This window comes from Lentzea aerocolonigenes, from assembly GCF_000974445.1.
In the GTDB taxonomy this organism is placed as follows: domain Bacteria; phylum Actinomycetota; class Actinomycetes; order Mycobacteriales; family Pseudonocardiaceae; genus Lentzea; species Lentzea aerocolonigenes.
The window spans coordinates 32,035-51,841 of the sequence record NZ_BBOJ01000035.1; the positions used below are offsets into that span (position 1 = coordinate 32,035).

A 19,807-nucleotide genomic window follows, 5' to 3' on the forward strand; every position below is an offset into this window, starting at 1 on the left:
CGAGGAGGCTGGATGTCCGACCGAGCGTCGGCCCCCGTGTCGGACTCGGCCGCCTGGTCGGCCAAGTCGACCAACCGCGCGTTCAGCGCGTTCGCCGTCACCCTCCTGGTGGCCGGCGTCGTCTGCGCGGGCATGGTCGCGGCCTGGCTGCCGGAGAAGGAGACCACCTCCCTCTTCTGGATCGGCCCCCTTCTCGTCGTCGGCTTCCTGCTGGCAGAACAGCTCGCGATCAACGTCGACGTCCGCAGCGGCGTCGCGTGGACGATCTCCTTCACCGAGATCCCGCTGGTCCTGGGCTTGTTGGTGGCCCCGTTCGAGGTCGTGCTCGCCGCGCACGTGGTCGCGGGCGTGGGCACGTTGCTCGGCAGGCGGATCCTCGACCGCGCCGTGTACAACGCGGGCCTCATGTTCATGGAGATCTCGGTCGCTTTCGCCGCCGCCGAGGCCGTGAACCGGATGATCGGCGAGGGCGGACCGTTCTGGGCGGGTGCGTTCGTCGGCACCATCACCGTGCCGCTGCTCGCGAGCGTGCTGGGCCTCTGCGCGTTGCGGCTCATGGGCAAGTCGATGCGCGTCGGCAACAGCCTCCGTCTCGTGCTCCAGACGCTGGTCGTGGCGCTGCTGAACACCTCGGCCGGTCTCGTCGGCTTCCAGATCGTCTCCACCACGAAGTGGGGCGGCCTGCTGATCGCCCTGGTGCTCGCGGGCATCGTGGCCACCTACCTCGCCTACTCGGGACTGCTGCGGGAACAGCGCGACCTCGAGGCGCTGAGCGAGGTCAGCCTCCGCGTCGCGAGGTCGGGACAGCACGGCACCGGCCCTCGTCAGCCCGACGACGACCTCGCCACCGGCGTCGAAGAGGACGAGTGGCAGCTCATCGCGGAACGCATCCGCGAGCAGCTCAACGCCAACCGGGTCGTGCTGCGCCTGCGCACCGACCCCCAGGAAGCCATGATCACCCTCGTCGCCGGAGAACCGCTGCCCGAGGAGATGACCGCGACGGACCCGCGGGCCGTGCGCGAGGACCCGATTCTGCAGCTGCCCGGCACGCACGTCCGCTACTACCGCGTGGCCGACGCGACCGAGGACGTCAGCGAGGCCCTGCTGCGCCGCGACGCGCAGGAGGCGCTGGTCGTCCCGTTGCGCGGCGCGACCCAGCTGCTCGGCGCGGTCGAGGCGCACGACCGGCTGTCCCGCTGGCGCGGTTTCGGCAAGGCGGACATCCAACTGCTGCGGACGCTGGCCTCGCACCTCGCGACGGCCGTGGACAACCGCCGTCTGCTGGCCCGCCTGCGCCACGACGCCTACCACGACCCGCTGACCGGCCTGCTGAACCGGCCGGGCTTCCGCGAGGCGTGCGCGGAGCCGTTGCGCGACTCGAGCCGGGGAGTGGTGCTGCGGATCGACCTCGACATCCTGTCGACGGTGTCCGACGCGCTGGGCCAGGCGTGGGGAAACCGGATGGTCGTCGCGGCCGGACGCCGGCTCCGCGACGCGCTGGGCGCCGACGTTCCGCTGGCCCGTCTGGAGGGTGGCGCGTTCGCCGCCTTCCTCGACGACTCGCGTTCGGTCGCGGCGCACGAGATCGCGGAACGCCTGCGCGCCGGGCTCTCCGTGCCGTACCCCGTCGACCGGCTCACGGTCGAGGCCTCCGCGGTCGTCGGGTACGCGTCCAAAGCGGACTCCGAGACCGAGGACCCGGACCCCGACGCGTTGCTGCAGCGGGCGGACGTCGCCGTGCGCGCGACGTCGGAGGGCACACCGGTGAAGGCCTACGCGCCTTCGATGGGCCAGATCTTCCTGCGCCGCTTCCAGCTCGTGACGCAGTTCCGCCAGGCCGTCGAGACCGGGCAGATCTCGGTGCACTACCAGCCGAAGGTCGCCCTGCCCTCACGCCAGGTCGTGGGCGCGGAAGCGTTGGTGCGCTGGACACATCCGGAGTTCGGCCGCGTCGATCCGGACGAGTTCGTGCCGGCCGTCGAGGCCACCGGTCTCGTGGACGTGCTGACGGACTTCGTGATGGACCGCGCGCTGGAACGCGTGCGCCGCTGGCTCGACCGCGGGCTGCGGATGTCGATCGCGGTGAACCTGTCCGTGCGGACGCTGGGCGACGAGGACTTCCCGAACCGCGTGGAAGCCGCTCTGGCGCGCCACGACGTGCCCTCGGGGCTGCTGACCTTCGAGCTCACCGAGTCGGGCGTCATGGCCGATCCCGAGCGCGCTCTGCCGGTGCTGCGGCGCCTGCACGCGATCGGTGTCGTGCTGGCGGTCGACGACTTCGGCACGGGCTACTCGTCACTCGCGTACCTGCGGCAGCTGCCCGTGGACGAGGTGAAGATCGACAAGTCGTTCGTGCTCGGGATGGGCACGGATCTCGGCGACATGGCCGTGGTGCGGTCGATCGTGGAGCTCGGGCACTCGCTCGGTCTCGTGGTCGTGGCCGAGGGCGTGGAGGACGACGCGGCTCGCGACCAGCTGGTCGGGATGGGCTGCGACGTCGCTCAGGGCTACCTGATCTCCAGGCCGCTCTCCGAAGATCGCTTCGAAGCCTGGCTGCGCGCACGAACCGTGCAGGTCAGGGGTGCTCGCGATGAGACGGTGCTCACCTTGGTGCACTAGAGGCACCCCCGGATTTCGTTCTTGGTGGACGGGTGTTGTAGAGTTCTCCTCGCTCGGCAAGAACGAAAGAGCAAGCCCCTTTAGCTCAGTCGGCAGAGCGTCTCCATGGTAAGGAGAAGGTCTACGGTTCGATTCCGTAAAGGGGCTCCACTACTGGCCGCAGTGCTGAGCGCTGCGGCTGTAGTTGTGTAAAGCGGTGTAGCTCAGTTGGTAGAGCAAGCGGCTCATAATCGCTGTGTCGCCGGTTCAAGTCCGGCCACCGCTACGTGAGTGGGTGGGGTGTGTCCGCGGAGAGCGCGGACCTTCCTCACTCCGCCATGATTTTGGGGGCCAAGCCCCCAAGCCCCCGGTGCGTAGGTTGACCGGGAAGTCATGCCAGGGCCGGACAAGGCCCGACCCCGCCAGGCGGTAAGCCCGTACTGGGGCCCCGGGGACCATGTGCTCTCAGGAAGGCAAGGACCGTGGCTGCAACCGACGTACGCCCGAAGATCACCCTCGCGTGCGAGGAGTGCAAGCACCGGAACTACATCACCAGGAAGAACCGGCGCAACGACCCGGACCGCCTGGAGATCAAGAAGTTCTGCCCGAACTGCAAGACGCACCGCGCGCACAAGGAAACCCGCTGAGCGCGTAGCGAATCTTCGCCGAAGCCCGTCCCGCAACTGGGGCGGGCTTCGTCGTTTCTGCGGTGTCCTCGAAGCCCTATAGGCTGCTCAGGTGCCACTCGACCCCAGCTTCATCGGACGTAGTTATCCGCCGTCGCAGCCGTACGACGTGAGCCGCGAGAAGATCCGCGAGTTCGCCGACGCCATCGGCGCGACCAGCCCGGCCTACCGCGACGCCGAAGCCGCGAAGGCGTTGGGGCACAGGGACGTCATCGCCCCGCCGACGTTCGCGATCGTGGTGTCGATGAAGACCAACGAGACGGTCATGTTCGACCCCGAGCTGAAGCTCGACTACAGCCGTGTCGTGCACGGCGACCAGAGCTTCACGCACCACCGGCCCATCACCGCGGGCGACCAGCTCGTCAGCGTGGCGCACATCGACGCCGTCACGTCCCGCATGGGCAACGACATGATCACCGTGCGGACCGAGATCAGCACGGTCGACGGCGAGCTCGTCACCACCGCCAAGTCGATGCTCGTCGTGAGGGGAGAGGACGCATGACCGTCGAGGTTGGCACCGAGCTGCCCGGCATCTCCGTTCGCCTCAAGCGCGACGACCTGGTGCGCTACGCGGGTGCCTCGCTGGACTTCAACCCCATCCACTGGAACGAGAAGACGGCGAAGGACGTCGGCCTGCCGGACGTCATCGCGCACGGCATGCTGACCATGGCCGTGGCCTCGCGGATCGTCGCGGAGTGGATCGGCGACCCCGGTGCGATCGTCGAGTACGGCTGCCGGTTCGGCCGGCCGGTCGTGGTGCCCAACGACGACGAGGGCGCGCTGGTCGAGGTGACCGCGAAGGTCACCAAAGACTTCGAAGACGGAACTGTGAAGGTCAACATCAACGCGGCTTTTGACGGCAAGTCGGTGTTGACGGGCGCCTTCGCTCGCGTGCGCGTCGGCTGATCATGTGATCAAGAACACCGCCGGGCGGTGGGGTCCGGTGGTGTTTGCCGTGCTCACGAGAGGTTCGGCGGTCGGCGGCGCCTCAGTTGCACGACCCTGATTCGTGTTCTCGGTTCCCGTGTGGGTAGGCTGTGCGACAGGCCGCTCGACAGATGCTTGGGCGGTCTGGTTGGAATGGACGGGACAGCCTCCCGTACACTTCCTGCGTGGCCAGGGGATCTCTCGTGAGATCCCGAAGGGGTGTAGCTCAACTGGCAGAGCAGCGGTCTCCAAAACCGCAGGTTGCAGGTTCAAGTCCTGTCGCCCCTGCTGTCGAAGCGTCATGGGTGGAGTGGAGGACGGCATGAGCGAGGGCCGCGAGCAGGACCAGCCGGAGGAGCGCGAAGGCGCTGTCCGGCCGTCCACTGCTGCGGCGCGGCGTGAACGTCGTGCCTCCTCTCGCCCGGCCGCCCGCAAGGACGGCAGCAGCGCTGAGTCGAAGAAGAGCGTCGTCAAGTCCGACGAGTCGGACGAGGACGCGAAGAAGGGTCGCCCGACTAAGGCCCGTGACGGACAGGAGAAGCGTCCCTCGCTGATCGGGCGGTTCTTCCGCTACATCCGCGAGGTCATCGGCGAACTCCGCAAGGTGATCTGGCCGACGCGCAAGCAGCTCGTCACCTACACCGGCGTCGTGCTGGTGTTCGTGGTCTTCATGGTTGCGCTGGTGTGGGCTCTCGACCTCGGCTTCGGCGCGGCTGTTTTCGAGTTGTTCGGCTGAGCCGGACAGCTGCCGCTGCAATCAGGAAGCGAGATCCACAGTGACCTCCGATAACGGCGTCGACGCCCAGGAGCTGACCGACCTCACCGACGACGAGGTGTCCGAGGACGCCGCGGTCGACGAGACGGTCGAGTCGGAGGCCACCGAGGACGCTGCCGTCGAGGCCGACGAGGACGTCGACGTTCTCGCCATCGACGAGACCCCGATCGACGAAGAGATCGCCGACCCCGCCGAAGAGCTGCGTCAGGCCCTGCGCCACGCGCCCGGCGACTGGTACGTCGTGCACTCGTACGCCGGTTACGAGAACAAGGTCAAGGCGAACCTCGAGACTCGTATTCACACGCTCGACATGGAGGACTACATCTTCCAGGTCGAGGTGCCGACCGAAGAGGTCACCGAGATCAAGAACGGCCAGCGCAAGCTGGTGCAGCGCAAGGTGCTGCCCGGCTACATCCTGGTCCGCATGGAGCTCACCGACGCGTCCTGGAGCGCCGTCCGCAACACGCCGGGCGTGACCGGGTTCGTCGGAGCCACCTCGAAGCCCTCGCCGCTCACCATCGACGAGGTGCTGAAGTTCCTGCTCCCGCAGGGTGAGCAGAAGCCCGCCGAGGGCAAGAAGGCCGCCTCTACCGCTGCTCCGAAGCCGACCATCGAGGTCGACTTCGAGGTCGGCGAGTCGGTCACCGTCATGGACGGACCGTTCGCCACGCTGCCCGCGACGATCAGCGAGGTCAACGCGGACGGCCAGAAGCTGAAGGTCCTGGTGTCGATCTTCGGCCGGGAGACGCCGGTCGAGCTGTCGTTCAGCCAGGTCTCCAAGATCTGAGCGGTTTCCCCGCGAGGGGAGACCGATCGGCCACGCTGCGGCTGGCAGGGCCGCGCGCGGACACCGCAATAACAGGAAGTACGGACAATGCCACCCAAGAAGAAGAAGCTGTCAGCGATCATCAAGCTGCAGATCAAGGCTGGTGCCGCGAACCCGGCGCCGCCCGTTGGTCCCGCGCTTGGTCAGCACGGCGTCAACATCATGGAGTTCTGCAAGGCCTACAACGCCGCGACCGAGTCGCAGCGCGGTCAGGTCGTGCCGGTTGAGATCTCCGTGTACGAAGACCGCTCGTTCGACTTCAAGCTGAAGACCCCGCCGGCCGCGCGACTCATCCTCGCCGCCGCTGGTGTTGAGAAGGGCTCCGGCGAGCCGCACCGCGTCAAGGTCGCCAAGGTGACCATGGAGCAGGTCCGCCAGATCGCCCAGACCAAGATGGTCGACCTGAACGCGAACGACATCGACCAGGCCGCGAAGATCATCGCCGGCACCGCCCGTTCCATGGGCATCACGGTCGAAGGCTGACCAAGACCTTTCACGCAAGCGTGGGAGAGCCGAGCGCGGCTCATTCACCACGAACTGATCCACGGTAAGGACAGAAGTTATGAAGCGCAGCAAGGCCTACAAGGCCGCCGCCGAGCTGGTGGACCGGGAGCGGCTGTACTCGCCGCTGGAGGCCGCCAAGCTCGCCAAGGAAACGTCCAAGGTGAAGCTGGACTCGACCGTCGAGGTCGCGATTCGCCTCGGCGTCGACCCTCGCAAGGCCGACCAGATGGTCCGCGGCACCGTGAACCTGCCGCACGGTACGGGCAAGACCGCCCGCGTGATCGTCTTCGCAACCGGTGACAAGGCCGCCGAGGCCGAGGCCGCCGGTGCGGACGCCGTTGGCTCCGAGGACCTGATCGAGCGCATCCAGGGTGGCTGGCTCGACTTCGACGCCGCGATCGCGACCCCCGACCAGATGGCGAAGGTCGGCCGCATCGCCCGCATCCTGGGCCCGCGTGGCCTGATGCCGAACCCCAAGACCGGCACCGTGACCCCCGAGGTCGCCAAGGCCGTCAACGACATCAAGGGCGGAAAGATCAACTTCCGCGTTGACAAGCAGGCCAACCTGCACTTCGTCATCGGCAAGGTGTCGTTCGACCCCGAGAAGCTGGTCGAGAACTACGCGGCCGCGCTGGACGAGGTGCTCCGCGCCAAGCCGTCCGCGGCCAAGGGCCGGTACGTCAAGAAGGTCACCGTCTCCACGACGATGGGCCCCGGCATCCCGGTCGACCCGAACCGCACCCGCAACATGCTGGTGGACGAGGCCTGAGCCTCGCGGTTCTAGATCGCCTGAGAGAGGCCCCCGGTTCGCCGGGGGCCTTTCGCTTTGTGTCACAAGGGTTTGCGCGCTGCCAGCAGGAACACCAGCGGTGCGGCTGTGCACGGCCTCTCGATCTCGAAACCGGCCAGGCGCGCCAGACGAGCGAGCTGGCGTCCGATGGTGGCGCTGCGGACCATCGGCGACGACCAGCGAATCCCAGTCGGGTTCACCGATGCGCAGCTGGCCGCCCGGCTTGGGCGCGCGTCGGCAGCGCGTGGCCGTCACCGAGGTGGATCTCGACGTGCGGGTGGTCGTGGAACCTGGAGTTCGCGGCGGCGACGGTGTCCATGTACGCGACCTTGTCGGGGCTCGGCACCCCCAGTGCATTTGCCATGCACCCGAATCAACCACAGGTGCTGGGCGACCAGTCGGTGATGACCCAGCCCGAGCCGACCTTCTCCACCACGAACGACCCCAGGCGCGGACCGCCCTCGACGGTCAGGGCGCACGAGTCGATGGTGACCTTGGTCGTGGTCGGCGTCTTGAGCATGTCCGGCGGGAACATGACCTGCTGGTACTTGTCGACGCTGGTCACCTGGGTCTTCAGGGACTTCACGGCGGCAGGGCAATCGCTTGCGCCGTAGGCGTTGGCGAACTTCTGACGCGTGTCGTCGCGGAGGAAGAGCGTGCAGGCGCGGGTCGTGTCGGCGAACGAGACGTGCTTGTAGAACATGCCCACGGTGCCCTGGAGGCCGGCGGGGGCGGAGAGGCCCTGGGCCGGTCCGGTCACGCCGCCGCTGTCCTGGGCGATGTCGCCAGGGTCGTCCACGCCGAAGAAGTGGTTGTAGGCCCACACCACGGAGATGACGACCAGGAGCAGGAAGAGCGCGCGCCAGAAGATGCGGCTGCCGAGCACGACGAGCCACCAGCGCTTGCCGCCTGACTGCTGGGGCGGCTGGGGCGCCTGGCCCGTCGCCTCCTGGTAGCGCTGGAACTCCTGGAAGCGCTGGAACTCCTGGAACTGCCGCAGCTGCTCCGGATCCATCGGCGGGGCGGGCGGCTGCGGCTGGCGGGGCGCGAGGTCCTTGCCGGGCTCGTCGGTCACACGTCACATCATGCCGATTTGGATCGGCGGACACGACTCGCGTAGTCTCTTCCGTGGTTCTACCGAAGACCGCTGGTTTTCTCCGCGAGGAGAACGAAGGCCCCGTTGCAACACGGGCGGCCCGCGCAGGGAGGACGAGGCTAGCTCTTGCAACGCCCCGTGCTGCTTGTGCGCGTGGGCGTTTCTGTTGTTTCGGGACCTTCTCGAAAGCTGGTGGTCTAACCCAGCCCAGAGAGGAGGCGATCATGGCGAAGCCCAGCAAGGTTACGGCGGTCGCTGAGCTCGCGGACCAGTTCCGCAGCAGCTCGGCAGCGGTTGTCACCGAGTACCGTGGCCTCTCCATGGCGCAGCTCACCACGCTGCGTCGCGCTCTCGGCGCGGGCACCAAGTACACCGTCGCGAAGAACACGCTGGTCAAGCTGGCCGCCGCGGACGCCGGCATCGAGGGCCTCGAGGCCCTTCTCGCCGGCCCGACCGCCATCGCGTTCGTCGAGGGCGAGCCCGTCGACGCCGCCAAGGCGATCCGCGACTTCGCGAAGGACAACAAGGCCCTGGTCATCAAGGGCGGCTACATGGATGGCCGCCCGCTCTCGGTCGACGAGGTCACCGCTATCGCGGACCTCGAGAGCCGTGAGGTGCTGCTCGCGAAGCTCGCGGGCGCGATGAAGGGCAACCTGGCCAAGGCCGCGGGTCTGTTCAACGCCCCGGCTTCCCAGGTCGCTCGCCTGGCTGCTGCCCTGCAGGAGAAGAAGGGCTCTGCGGCTCCCGCCGCCGAGGCCGACGCTCCCGCCGAAAGCTGATCACCCGAAGACACACCCGACGCTTTCGCGCGGGAGATTAGAAAGGACCGCCGATCATGGCGAAGCTCAGCACCGAAGAGCTGCTCGACGCGTTCAAGGAGATGACCCTCCTCGAGCTGTCGGACTTCGTGAAGCAGTTCGAGACGACCTTCGAGGTCACCGCCGCGGCGCCGGTCGCCGTCGCTGCCGCCGGCCCGGCCGGCCCGGCTGCCCCCGCCGAGGAGGAGAAGGACGAGTTCACCGTCGTCCTCGAGTCCGCCGGTGACAAGAAGATCCAGGTCATCAAGGTCGTCCGCGAGGTCGTCTCGGGCCTGGGCCTGAAGGAGGCCAAGGAGCTGGTCGAGTCCGCTCCGAAGCCGCTCCTGGAGAACGTGGCGAAGGACGTCGCCGACGCCGCCAAGGAGAAGCTCGAGGCTGCGGGCGCCAAGATCACCCTCAAGTGATCTGAGCCCCTCCGGGGGCTCGCGCTCTGCCTCGCAGTGCCTGAAACGGGCGTGCACCTTTCAACGGGGGTGCACGCCCGTTTTGCATATCTGCTGCCGGGTGTGCCGCACATCACCCACACGTGTTTGCGAGCCTCACGCGGGGACCCCACGTACTGCATATGCGTACGCAGGGTCCCCGCGTGACGTCTGGAACGGGTGGATGTGGCTGGTTTGGGGGTGTACGAACCGGCGGCGTTATCGGAACGCAACCGGCGTTAGGCCAACTGGTGAGTAACCTGCCGCGAACGAACTCGTTGCCCAGGTATGACGCCGGACACCGCGGCGTCTTGGGCGTGTGCGGAGGTGCGGATGGGCGTCGAGGTGGTCGTCGAGGGTCTGACCAAGTCCTTCGGCAAGCAGACCATCTGGCAGGACGTGACGCTCACGTTGCCGCCCGGTGAGGTCAGCGTGATGCTCGGGCCATCGGGTACCGGCAAGAGCGTGTTCCTGAAGTCGCTGGTGGGGCTGCTCAAGCCGGAAAAAGGCAAGATCGTCATCAACGGGACGGATCTCGTGCGGTGCTCCGAGCACAAGCTCTACGAGATTCGGAAGATGTTCGGCGTGCTGTTCCAGGACGGTGCGTTGTTCGGGTCGATGAACCTGTACGACAACATCGCCTTTCCGTTGCGCGAGCACACCCGCAAGAGCGAGGCCGAGGTCAGGCGCATCGTCCTCGAGAAGATGGAGATGGTCGGTCTCGTCGGGGCTGAGAAGAAGCTTCCCGGTGAGATCTCCGGCGGTATGCGCAAGCGGGCCGGTTTGGCTCGGGCGCTCGTTCTCGACCCCGAGATCATTTTGTGCGACGAGCCGGACTCCGGGCTCGATCCGGTGCGCACGGCTTATCTGAGCCAGTTGCTCATCGATCTCAACGCGCAGATCGACGCGACGATTCTCATCGTCACGCACAACATCAACATTGCCCGGACCGTACCGGACAACCTCGGCATGTTGTTCCGGCGGGAGCTCGTCATGTTCGGGCCCCGCGAGGTGCTGCTGACCAGTGACGAACCCGTTGTCGAGCAGTTCCTCAACGGGCGGCGGCTCGGGCCCATCGGCATGTCCGAGGAGAAGGACCAGGCCACGATGGCCGCCGAGCAGGCTCATGCGGACGCCGGGCACTCGGACGGGTCACCGGACGAGGACATGCGCGGGGTTGTGCCGCAGTTGGAGCCGACGCCCGGCCTGCCGTACCGGGACGCTGTCCGGCGGCGCAAGGACCGGGTCATGTCGATCATTCACCAGCTGCCGCACGAGGCTCAGCAGGGGATCATCGCCAGCCTGACGCCGGAGGAGCAGGCGCGGTACGGCGTGCACGCCGGGGCTCCCGTTCACGCACCCTCGCCCAGCCCCTGGCCTCGCCACGGCGGTGTGCTGTGACTGCTCAGACGACTTTCCCCGGCGCCGGGGCGCTGCGGGAGACCGGGAAGCTGTGCCAGCTCGGCATCGACGTCGTGCGGACGTCGTTCCGCCGGCCGTTCCAGCTGCGGGAGTTCATCCAGCAGAGCTGGTTCATCGTCAGCGTCACGGTGCTGCCGACGGCCCTCGTCAGCATCCCGTTCGGCGCGGTCATCGCGTTGCAGCTCGGGTCCCTCACGCGGCAGATCGGTGCGCAGTCGTTCACCGGTGCGGCCAGCGTGCTCGCGATCATCCAGCAGGCCAGTCCGATCGTGACGGCGCTGCTCATCGCGGGTGCTGGTGGCTCGGCGATCTGTGCGGACCTCGGGTCGCGCAAGATCCGCGAAGAGATCGACGCGATGGAAGTGCTCGGTGTGAGCCCGATCCACCGGCTGGTCGTGCCTCGGGTGCTGGCCGCGATGCTCGTGTCCGTGCTGCTCAACGGCATGGTCAGCGTCGTCGGCGTGCTCGGTGGCTACTTCTTCAACGTGATCATGCAGGACGGCACGCCGGGTGCGTACCTCGCGAGCTTCAGCGCGCTGGCGCAGCTGCCCGACCTCTGGATCAGCGAGATCAAGGCGCTGATCTTCGGGTTCATCGCGGGCATCGTGGCCGCGTACCGGGGGCTCAACCCGGCCGGTGGGCCGAAGGGCGTGGGTGACGCGGTGAACCAGGCCGTGGTCATCACGTTCCTGCTGCTGTTCTTCGTCAACTTCGTCCTCACCACGATCTACCTGCAGGTCGTGCCCGCGAAGGGGAGCTGATGGCGAACAAGGCGTTGTCCACTCTGGACGGGTTCGGCGACCAGCTGTCGTTTTACATCAAGGCGCTGGCGTGGACCCCTCGCGCGATCAAGCGGTACTCCAAGGAGACGATGCGGCTGCTGGCCGAGGTCAGCTTCGGCAGCGGCGCGCTCGCGGTCATCGGCGGCACGATCGGCGTGATGGTGGGACTGAGCGTCTTCACCGGCACGGTCGTCGGCCTGCAGGGCTTCACGGCCCTGAACCAGATCGGCACGAGCGCGTTCGCCGGCTTCGTGAGCGCCTACTTCAACACCCGTGAGATCGCGCCGTTGGTGGCCGGCCTCGCTTTGAGCGCCACGGTCGGGTCCGGCTTCACGGCTCAGCTCGGCGCCATGCGGATCTCCGAGGAGATCGACGCGCTCGAGGTCATGGGCATCCCCAGCCTGCCGTTCCTCGTCACCACGCGGATCATCGCCGGGTTCGTCGCGATCATCCCGCTGTACGTGATCGGCCTGCTGACCAGCTATCTCGCGGCCCGGACGATCACCGTCGAGTTCTACGGGCAGTCGGCAGGCACGTACGACCACTACTTCAACCTGTTCCTACCGCCGATCGACGTGCTCTGGTCGTTCGGCAAGGTGCTGGTCTTCGCGGTCGTGATCATCATGACCCACTGCTACTACGGCTACCGCGCGTCCGGTGGTCCGGCGGGCGTCGGTGTGGCGGTCGGCCGCGCGGTGCGGACCGCGATCGTCACGACGGCGCTGCTCGACTTCTTCCTGAGCCTCGCGATCTGGGGTGCGACGACGACGGTGAGGATCGCGGGATGAGGAAACGCGTGCTGGGCATCGCCTTTCTTCTCGCGATCGCCATGTTCCTGTCGCTCACGGTGGCGCTGTACAAGGACGCCTTCAGCGACTACGTGAAGGTCACGCTCAAGACCGACCACATCGGCAACCAGCTGCAGACCGCGAGCGACGTCAAGGTGCGCGGCCTGATCGTCGGCTCGGTGAAGGCCATCCGCACCAGCGGTGACGGCGCCGAGCTGGAGCTGGCCCTGCTGCCGGACAAGGTCTCGCAGATCCCGTCCAACGTCAGCGCGCGCCTGCTGCCCAAGACGTTGTTCGGCGAGCGGTACGTGAACCTCGTGTTGCCGCAGCAGAAGAGCGCGGCCATCAAAGAGGGTGCGGTCATCGAGCAGGACCGGACCAGCAGCGCGATCGAGCTCGAACGCGTGCTGGACAACCTGATGCCCGTGCTCCAGTCGATCCAGCCGGAGAAGCTCGCGACCACGCTGACCGCGTTGTCGCAGGCGCTCGACGGCCGCGGCAAGCCCCTCGGTCAGACGCTGGTGTCGCTCGACCAGTACCTCGGTGAGCTCAACCCGCAGCTCCCGGCGTTGAAGGAGAACATCTCCAAGCTCGCGGACGTCTCGAACGTCTACGCCGACGCCGCACCGGACCTGTTGCAGGCGCTCAACGACATGACCACGACGACCAAGACCGTCGTCGAGCAGCGGGACAACCTGCTCGCGCTGTACGGGTCGCTGACCACGACGTCGCAGGACCTCACGAGCTTCGTCACGGTCAACAAGAACAACATCATCGGCCTCGCCGACACCAGCCGGCCGACGCTCGAGTTGCTCGCCAAGTACGCGCCCGAGTACCCGTGCCTGCTCAAGGGTCTCGCGGAGTTCGAGCCGGTCATCAGCAAGGCGTTCGGCGAGGGCACCAACGAGCCCGGCCTGCACATCACGCTGGAGATCACGCAGAACCGCGGCAAGTACAAGCCGAACCTCGACGAGCCCGAGTACAGGGACAAGCGCGGTCCTCGCTGCTACGACATCGTGCCGAGGCCGAACCCGTTCCCGCAGTACCCGCCGGAGGGCCCGGTGCAGGACGGTTCCAGCTCGCCGCCGCCCGCACGCGTCGCGAACGACGGGATCCTGCCGCCCGCCAACGCCGGCAACACCTCGACGTCGTCCGCGCAGGACGTGCTGCGGCTCGCGAACTCGCCGGAGGAGGCCAGGTTGATCGCGGCCCTCTTCGGCCCGCGGATCGGCGTCGACCCGCAGGACATGCCCGGCTGGTCGAGCCTGCTGCTCGGACCGCTCGTGCGCGGAACGGAGGTGACCGTCAAGTGAAGGGACTGCTCGCCCCGCTGCTCAAGCTGATCACCTTCGCGGTGGTCACGATCCTCGCCACGACGCTGCTCGCGGTGACCATCGCCAACGTGAACCTGGCCGGTGCCACCGACTACAAGGCCCAGTTCACCGACGTCACCGCGTTGAACGAGGGTGACGACGTCCGCATCGCCGGCGTCCGCGTCGGGCAGGTCGACTCGATCAAGGTCGTGGACCGCAAGACCGCGGAGGTCGCGTTCTCGATCAACGGCGAACGCAAGCTGCCCGGCTCGGTGACCGCGACGATCAAGTACCGCAACCTGGTGGGACAGCGGTACATCGCGCTGGAGTCCGGCACCGGTGACACCCAGGCCGTGCTGCCAGAGGGCGGCACGATCCCGTTGGAGCGCACCAAGCCCGCGCTGGACCTGACGGTGTTGTTCAACGGCTTCAAGCCGCTGTTCCAGGCGCTGTCGCCGGACGACGTGAACAAGCTGTCGTTCGAGATCATCCAGGTGCTGCAGGGAGAAGGCAGCACGATCGACAGCCTGCTGGAGCACACGGCGTCGCTGACCAGCACGCTGGCGAGCAAGGACAAGGTGATCGGCGAGGTCGTCGACAACCTCAACACCGCGCTCGACACTGTGAACTCGCGCGACGAGGACTTCAACAACCTCGTGATCACGTTGCAGACGCTGGTGTCCGGGCTCGCGCAGGACCGCAAGCCGATCGGTGACGCGATCACCGCGCTCGGCGACCTGACGAACGCCACCTCGGGTCTGCTGGAGCAGGGCCGGGAGCCGTTGAAGAACGACATCGCCCAGCTCGGGCTGGTCTCGAAGACGTTGGGCGACAACGAGGTGCTCGTCGACCGGATGTTGCAGCGGCTGCCGAACAAGCTGGAGACGATCACGCGGACCGCGACCTACGGCTCGTGGTTCAACTTCTTCCTGTGCGAGGCCGGCGGCCAGGTCGCCGTGCCGCCGGTCATCAACAACCCGATTCCGATCACGGCGCTGCCGGTGACACAACAGAGGTGCCGCCGATGAAGGAGCGCAACCCGATCAGGACCGGCGCGATCAGCCTGACGTTGATCGCCCTGCTGCTGCTCGCCGCCTTCTACTCCGACGACCTGCCGATCGTCGGCGGCGGCACGAGCTACGCCGCGGACTTCAGCGAGGCCGCGGGGCTGGTGCCGGGCAACGAGGTCCGCGTCGCCGGCGTGAAGGTCGGCAAGGTCACCAAGGTCAAGCTGAACGGCGACCGGGTGCGGGTGACGTTCAAGGTCAAGGACGCCTGGGTGGGCGACCGCACGACCGCGATGATCCGCATCAAGACGTTGCTGGGCCAGAAGTTCCTGGCGCTCGACCCGCAGGGCAGCGCGCCGCTCTCGCCGGGCAACCCGATCCCGAAGGAACGCACGCTCGCGCCGTACGACGTGAACGAGGCGTTCAACGGGCTCGCGACGACCGTCGGCCAGATCGACACCAAGCAGCTCGCGGACAGCTTCACGGTGCTGTCGGACACCTTCAAGAACTCGCCGGAGCACGTCCGCGGCGCGCTGGACGGCCTGTCCGCGCTGTCGAAGACGATCTCCTCGCGCGACGAGCAGCTCGCGAAGCTCCTGGACAACACCAGGCAGCTGACCAAGACGCTCGCCGACCGCAACGCGGAGTTCGAGAAGCTGCTCTCGGACGGCAACCTGCTGCTCGGTGAGCTGCGCAAGCGCCGTGAGGCGATCAGCGCGCTGCTGACCGGCACCCGCGACCTGTCCCGTCAGCTCAGAGGTCTGGTGCAGGACAACCAGAACCAGCTCAAGCCCGCGCTGGAGCAGCTCGGCAGGGTCACCACGATCCTGCAGCGCAACCAGGACAACCTCGACCGCAGCCTCGCGCTGATGGCACCGTTCTACCGGGTGTTCGCGAACACCCTGGGCAACGGCCGTTGGTTCGACACCTACATCTGCGGTCTGCTGCCGCCTTCGGTGAACCTCGGCGTCGTCGGGTTCAACGAGGAAGGCTGCCTGCCTCCGGGGGTGCAGCGATGACCACCGCTGTCAACACGAAGACTGGCCGTTTCATCGCGATCGCGTGCGTGCTCGCGCTGGTCGTGACCGCTGCCCTGTGGTGGGTGTTCGCCGGGATGAACGGCCGCAAGGTCACCGCCCACTTCGCGGCGGCCGTCGGCGTCTACCCCGGTGGTGACGTGCGGGTGCTCGGTGTGAAGGTCGGCACCATCGACGAGGTCACACCCGAGGGCAAGACGGTCAAGGTCGTCTTCACCCTCGACCGCGACGTCCGGATCCCCGAGAACGCGCAGGCCGTCGTGGTCTCGCCGAGCGTGGTCAGCGACCGGTACGTGCAGCTCGCGCCCGCCTACACCGGCGGGCCGACGATGGGCGACAACGCCGTGATCCCGCGCGAGCGCACCGCGACGCCGGTCGAGCTGGACGAGCTCTACCAGTCGCTGGACAAGCTCACGACCGCGCTGGGACCCAACGGGGCGAACGCCGACGGCGCGTTGGCGGACCTGCTCAACGCCGCGGCCAAGAACCTCGACGGCAACGGTCAGGCGCTCAACGACACGTTGAAGAACCTCGGCCAGGCCACGCGCACGCTGTCGGGGTCCAAAGAGGACCTGTTCGCCACCGTCGACAACCTGCAGAAGTTCACCGCGATGCTCGCGGCCAACGACAGCCAGGTGCGGGACTTCAACAAGCAGCTCGCGGACGTGTCGAAGATGCTCGCCGACGAACGCGGCGACCTCGGTGCCGCGCTGAACGAGCTGGCGACCGCGCTGGGCCAGGTGCAGGGCTTCATCAAGGACAACCGCGAGGTGCTGAAGTCCAATGTGGACAAGCTCGCCTCGATCACGCAGGTGCTGGTGAACCAGCGCGCCGCGCTCGCGGAGACGCTCGACGTCGCCCCGCTCGCCTTGGGCAACCTGCAGAACTCCTACAACGCGGCGTCCGGCACGCTCGACACCCGCGCGAACATCAACGAGCTGAACCAGCCGCCGATCGTGCTGATCTGCAAGCTGGTCCAGCAGGCGACGCCGAACAACGTGCCGCAGGTGCTCGCGCAGACGTGCAAGCAGCTGGAGCCGATCCTGTCCGGCGCGGTGCCGCTGCCCACTCCGGCTCAGGCGATCTCCGACCTGAACGCGGGCAAGCTGCCGCTGCCCCTGCCCGTTGCGGGGGTGCCGCGGTGAAGAAGCTCGCGATCGTGTTGTCGGCCCTGGTGCTGGCTGGTTGTGGCTCGGGCGGGTTCGACGGCGTCTACAACATGCCGTTGCCGGGTGGTGCGGACGTCGGTGATCACCCGTACCGGGTCAAGGCGCAGTTCAAGGACGTCCTGGACCTCGTGCCGCAGGCCGGCGTGAAGGTCAACGACGTGCCGGTCGGGCGCGTGGAGAAGATCGACCTCGCCGGTGACGGCTGGACGGCCGAGGTGACCATGCTGGTCAACGGTGACGTGCAGCTGCCGGCGAACGCGTTCGCGAACCTGCGCCAGTCCGCGTTGCTCGGCGAGAAGTTCGTCGAGCTCGGGAAGCCCAAGGACGCCGCGGGCAAACTGGCCGACAACGCCGTGATCCCGTTGGCGAAGACGAACCGCAACCCCGAGGTCGAAGAGGTCTTCGGCGCGTTGTCGATGTTGCTCAACGGCGGTGGTGTCGCGCAGCTGCAGAACATCACCAAGGAGCTCAACGCGGCGTTGGAGGGCAACGAGCAGCAGGTGCGTTCGTTGCTGGGCAACCTGAACACGTTCGTCGGGGAGCTCGACAAGCACAAGGCGGAGATCGTCCGCGCGCTGGACTCGCTGAACCGGCTCGCCGGCACGCTGGCCCAGCAGCGCGAGAAGATCGCGGTCGCGCTGACGGACCTGGAACCCGGTCTGAAGGTGCTGGCCGAGCAGCGGACGCAGCTCGTGACGTTGCTGCAGTCGTTGAACAAGCTTTCCGACGTCGCGGTGGACACGGTGAACAAGAGCCGTGACGACATCGTCGCGGACCTGAAGGCGTTGCAGCCGACGCTGACCAAGCTCGCCGAGTCGGGGCAGAACCTGCCGAAGTCGCTCGAGCTGCTGCTGACCTACCCGTTCCCGGACGAGGCGGTCGACGGCATCAAGGGCGACTACACGAACCTCTACGCCGACCTGGACCTCAACCTCGGCACGATCCTGGACAACCTCGGACGGTCGCGGCAGTCCCCGCTCGACGGGCTGGTCCCGTCGCAGGGCACGCCGTTGCCGTTGCCGAACATCCCGCTGCCGGGCCTGAACCAGGGCAGCGGGTCCGGGCTGGGCGACCTGCTCGGTGGCCTGCTGGGAGGTGGTCGCAAGTGATCACGCGGGGGACCAAGCTCAAGATCGGCGCGTTCGTGCTGGTCGCGTTGCTGGGCATCTCGTACGTCAGCGCGACGTACGTGGGTCTGTTCAAGTCGTCGTCGACGGTCGTGACGATGCAGCTCGCCGACTCCGGTGGCATCTTCACCAACGCCGAGGTCACGTACCGCGGCGTCACGATTGGCCGGGTCGGGCAGCTGCGCCTGACCTCGGACGGCATCGAGGCCGACCTGGAGCTCGACTCGGACGCACCGCGCGTGCCGGCCGCGACCGAGGCCGTGGTGGCGAACCGGTCGGCCGTCGGTGAGCAGTACGTGGACCTGCGGCCGAAGAGCGACTCCGGGCCCTACCTGGAGGCCGGGTCGGTCATCCCGCGGTCTGCCACGAAGACGCCTCCGCCGGTGGACGGCCTGCTGTCGAACCTGGACGCGTTCGCGTCGTCCGTGCCGACGGACTCGCTGAAGACGGTCGTCGACGAGTTGCACGACGCGTTCAACGGCACCGGTGGCGACCTCCAGGTGCTGATCGACAACACCGCGGCGTTCACGGCGGCGGCTCGCGAGCACCTGCCGCAGACCACGCAGCTGTTGAAGGACGGCAAGATCGTGCTGTCCACGCAGGCCGCTTCCGGTGGTGCCATCCGGTCGTTCAGCGGTGACCTGCGGTTGATCGCGGAGCAGCTGAAAGCCTCCGACGGCGACCTGCGGCGGCTGATCGTGGCCGTGCCGCCCGCCTCGGAGCAGGTCTCGGCGTTGCTGAAGGAGAGCGGGCCCAACCTCGGGGTGGTCTTCGCGAACCTGCTGACCACGTCGAACATCCTCGTGACCAGGCGCGACGGCCTGGAGCAGATCGCCGTGACGTACCCGATCGCCGTCGGTGGCGGCTTCAGCGTGGCGCCAGGAGACGGGACGGCCCACTTCGGGCTCGCGCTGAACGTCTTCGACCCGATGCCGTGCACGGTCGGCTACGAGGGCACGACCATCCGTCAGGGCAATGACACGTCCGCGGCGCCGTTGAACACACAGGCGTACTGCGCTCTCGCGCGCGGGTCGGCGACATCGGTGCGAGGCTCGCAGAATGCGCCGTACGGTGGAACGCCGACGACGCCGGTCGGCAACGCGACGACGCAGCCGGGCCAGGAGCCGGCCGGCCAGCAGACAGCCCCGGAGCTGCCGTTGCTGACGTCGCTGGGCCAGCTGCTCGGTTTGCCGGAAGGGAAGAAGTAGTGCGGATCTTCACGGTGGTCGCCGTGGTGCTGGCGGTGCTGACGTTCGGGTACGCCGCGTACTTCGGCGTGGCCTGGTACTCGGCGTCGCACTCGTCGGAGTCGCAGTTCGCCGCCACGCGCGACGATGCCCTGCGCTCCGGCCAGGTCGGCATCGCGAACTTCCTGACGCTCGACTACAAGAAGGTGGACGAGGACCTCCAGCGCTGGCTGAACTCGTCCACCGGCGAGCTGCGCGCGGAGATCGACAAGGACAAGGACTCGCGCAAGAAGCAGCTGGTCGACGCCAAGTCCGTGACGACGTCCAAGGTCCTCGACTCGGCCATCACCGAGCTCGACGACCGGGCGGGCAGCGCGTCGATGATCGCCGTCGTCGAGAGCACCGTGACGCCCGCCGACGGCAAGCAGGTCACCAAGATCAACCGGTACCTGACCAAGCTCACCCGCACCGAGGACGGCTGGAAGCTGAGCCAGCTGGGCCCGCTGCGGGCGGGCGTCTGATCCGGCCAGAGT

Annotated in this window: 23 protein-coding genes and 3 tRNA genes; 23 read left to right on the forward strand and 3 right to left on the reverse strand. The window is 67.5% G+C overall.

Translation table 11 applies throughout. The features are described 5' to 3' along the window. The first annotated feature begins 12 nt into the window (after positions 1-12). The 11 genes from AOM45_RS45045 (at position 13) to rplA (ending at position 7,085) form a co-directional block, all read left to right on the forward strand. The gene (locus tag AOM45_RS45045) at positions 13-2,619 is read left to right on the forward strand and encodes a putative bifunctional diguanylate cyclase/phosphodiesterase (RefSeq protein ID WP_030473505.1); all 2,607 of its coding nucleotides are present in this window, start codon (positions 13-15) and stop codon (positions 2,617-2,619) included. Between the two features lie 74 nt (positions 2,620-2,693). Then, a tRNA-Thr gene (locus AOM45_RS45050) sits at positions 2,694-2,769 on the forward strand. Between the two features lie 42 nt (positions 2,770-2,811). Next, a tRNA-Met gene (locus tag AOM45_RS45055) sits at positions 2,812-2,884 on the forward strand. A gap of 196 nt (positions 2,885-3,080) precedes the next feature. After that, positions 3,081-3,245 carry a 50S ribosomal protein L33 gene (gene rpmG / locus AOM45_RS45060; RefSeq protein ID WP_015105301.1) on the forward strand — a complete coding sequence of 55 codons (165 nt, stop codon included), beginning with the start codon at positions 3,081-3,083 and terminating at the stop codon, positions 3,243-3,245. Between the two features lie 91 nt (positions 3,246-3,336). Further along, positions 3,337-3,786 (forward strand): MaoC family dehydratase N-terminal domain-containing protein, encoded by a 450-nt coding sequence (locus tag AOM45_RS45065; RefSeq protein ID WP_030473504.1) that lies wholly within the window; start codon positions 3,337-3,339, stop codon positions 3,784-3,786. Further along, positions 3,783-4,190 carry a MaoC/PaaZ C-terminal domain-containing protein gene (locus tag AOM45_RS45070; RefSeq protein ID WP_030473503.1) on the forward strand — a complete coding sequence of 136 codons (408 nt, stop codon included), beginning with the start codon at positions 3,783-3,785 and terminating at the stop codon, positions 4,188-4,190. The genes AOM45_RS45065 and AOM45_RS45070 overlap by 4 nt, the downstream gene beginning before the upstream one ends. Positions 4,191-4,426: 236 nt before the next feature. Next, positions 4,427-4,499 (forward strand) — tRNA-Trp (locus AOM45_RS45075). A gap of 34 nt (positions 4,500-4,533) precedes the next feature. Next, entirely contained in the window at positions 4,534-4,947 is a 414-nt protein-coding gene (gene secE / locus AOM45_RS45080; protein ID WP_030473502.1) for a preprotein translocase subunit SecE, read from the forward strand. A 40-nt stretch (positions 4,948-4,987) separates the two neighbouring features. After that, positions 4,988-5,773, forward strand: a complete 786-nt coding sequence (gene nusG, locus AOM45_RS45085; RefSeq protein WP_030473501.1) for a transcription termination/antitermination protein NusG — start codon at positions 4,988-4,990, stop codon at positions 5,771-5,773. 87 nt (positions 5,774-5,860) lie between these two features. Continuing rightward, positions 5,861-6,295 carry a 50S ribosomal protein L11 gene (rplK, locus tag AOM45_RS45090; protein ID WP_030473500.1) on the forward strand — a complete coding sequence of 145 codons (435 nt, stop codon included), beginning with the start codon at positions 5,861-5,863 and terminating at the stop codon, positions 6,293-6,295. A gap of 79 nt (positions 6,296-6,374) precedes the next feature. Further along, positions 6,375-7,085 carry a 50S ribosomal protein L1 gene (gene rplA, locus AOM45_RS45095; protein ID WP_030473499.1) on the forward strand — a complete coding sequence of 237 codons (711 nt, stop codon included), beginning with the start codon at positions 6,375-6,377 and terminating at the stop codon, positions 7,083-7,085. A 62-nt stretch (positions 7,086-7,147) separates the two neighbouring features. Here the strand turns inward: rplA and AOM45_RS53615 are convergent, their stop codons facing one another. The 3 genes from AOM45_RS53615 to AOM45_RS45100 are packed head-to-tail and all read right to left on the reverse strand — an operon-like array spanning position 7,148 to position 8,181. After that, the gene (locus AOM45_RS53615; protein WP_269083679.1) at positions 7,148-7,273 is read right to left on the reverse strand and encodes a hypothetical protein; all 126 of its coding nucleotides are present in this window, start codon (positions 7,271-7,273) and stop codon (positions 7,148-7,150) included. Between the two features lie 29 nt (positions 7,274-7,302). Next, entirely contained in the window at positions 7,303-7,470 is a 168-nt protein-coding gene (locus AOM45_RS51565; protein ID WP_156094434.1) for a hypothetical protein, read from the reverse strand. Between the two features lie 9 nt (positions 7,471-7,479). Further along, the gene (locus tag AOM45_RS45100; RefSeq protein ID WP_030473498.1) at positions 7,480-8,181 is read right to left on the reverse strand and encodes a hypothetical protein; all 702 of its coding nucleotides are present in this window, start codon (positions 8,179-8,181) and stop codon (positions 7,480-7,482) included. 245 nt (positions 8,182-8,426) lie between these two features. Between AOM45_RS45100 and rplJ the strand changes: the two genes are divergently transcribed. The 12 genes from rplJ to AOM45_RS45160 all read left to right on the forward strand — a co-directional run bounded on the left by rplJ (position 8,427) and on the right by AOM45_RS45160 (position 19,795). Beyond that, positions 8,427-8,981, forward strand: coding sequence for a 50S ribosomal protein L10 (rplJ, locus tag AOM45_RS45105; protein ID WP_030473497.1), 555 nt, complete (start codon positions 8,427-8,429; stop codon positions 8,979-8,981). A 56-nt stretch (positions 8,982-9,037) separates the two neighbouring features. Continuing rightward, the gene (gene rplL / locus AOM45_RS45110; protein ID WP_030473496.1) at positions 9,038-9,424 is read left to right on the forward strand and encodes a 50S ribosomal protein L7/L12; all 387 of its coding nucleotides are present in this window, start codon (positions 9,038-9,040) and stop codon (positions 9,422-9,424) included. A 351-nt stretch (positions 9,425-9,775) separates the two neighbouring features. Next, positions 9,776-10,843, forward strand: coding sequence for an ABC transporter ATP-binding protein (locus AOM45_RS45115; RefSeq protein WP_030473495.1), 1,068 nt, complete (start codon positions 9,776-9,778; stop codon positions 10,841-10,843). Next, entirely contained in the window at positions 10,840-11,625 is a 786-nt protein-coding gene (locus AOM45_RS45120; RefSeq protein WP_030473494.1) for an MlaE family ABC transporter permease, read from the forward strand. Before AOM45_RS45115 ends, AOM45_RS45120 begins: the two co-directional genes overlap by 4 nt. Further along, the gene (locus tag AOM45_RS45125) at positions 11,625-12,434 is read left to right on the forward strand and encodes an MlaE family ABC transporter permease (protein WP_030473493.1); all 810 of its coding nucleotides are present in this window, start codon (positions 11,625-11,627) and stop codon (positions 12,432-12,434) included. Before AOM45_RS45120 ends, AOM45_RS45125 begins: the two co-directional genes overlap by 1 nt. After that, on the forward strand, positions 12,431-13,747 hold the full coding sequence (locus AOM45_RS45130; protein WP_030473492.1) for an MCE family protein: 1,317 nt from the start codon (positions 12,431-12,433) through the stop codon (positions 13,745-13,747). The genes AOM45_RS45125 and AOM45_RS45130 overlap by 4 nt, the downstream gene beginning before the upstream one ends. Then, on the forward strand, positions 13,744-14,775 hold the full coding sequence (locus AOM45_RS45135) for an MCE family protein (RefSeq protein ID WP_030473491.1): 1,032 nt from the start codon (positions 13,744-13,746) through the stop codon (positions 14,773-14,775). Before AOM45_RS45130 ends, AOM45_RS45135 begins: the two co-directional genes overlap by 4 nt. After that, entirely contained in the window at positions 14,763-15,773 is a 1,011-nt protein-coding gene (locus tag AOM45_RS45140; RefSeq protein ID WP_372497482.1) for an MCE family protein, read from the forward strand. Before AOM45_RS45135 ends, AOM45_RS45140 begins: the two co-directional genes overlap by 13 nt. Then, positions 15,770-16,936: an MCE family protein gene (locus tag AOM45_RS45145; RefSeq protein WP_030473489.1), complete on the forward strand. Its 1,167-nt coding sequence runs from the start codon at positions 15,770-15,772 to the stop codon at positions 16,934-16,936. The genes AOM45_RS45140 and AOM45_RS45145 overlap by 4 nt, the downstream gene beginning before the upstream one ends. Then, a complete protein-coding gene (locus AOM45_RS45150) occupies positions 16,933-18,069 on the forward strand; it encodes an MCE family protein (protein WP_030473488.1) in 1,137 nt (378 codons plus the stop codon). The genes AOM45_RS45145 and AOM45_RS45150 overlap by 4 nt, the downstream gene beginning before the upstream one ends. Continuing rightward, complete coding sequence (locus AOM45_RS45155; protein ID WP_030473487.1) at positions 18,066-19,295, forward strand: MCE family protein; 1,230 nt, start codon at positions 18,066-18,068, stop codon at positions 19,293-19,295. The genes AOM45_RS45150 and AOM45_RS45155 overlap by 4 nt, the downstream gene beginning before the upstream one ends. Then, positions 19,295-19,795, forward strand: a complete 501-nt coding sequence (locus tag AOM45_RS45160) for an Rv1363c family protein (protein ID WP_030473486.1) — start codon at positions 19,295-19,297, stop codon at positions 19,793-19,795. Before AOM45_RS45155 ends, AOM45_RS45160 begins: the two co-directional genes overlap by 1 nt. The last annotated feature ends 12 nt before the right edge of the window (positions 19,796-19,807 follow it).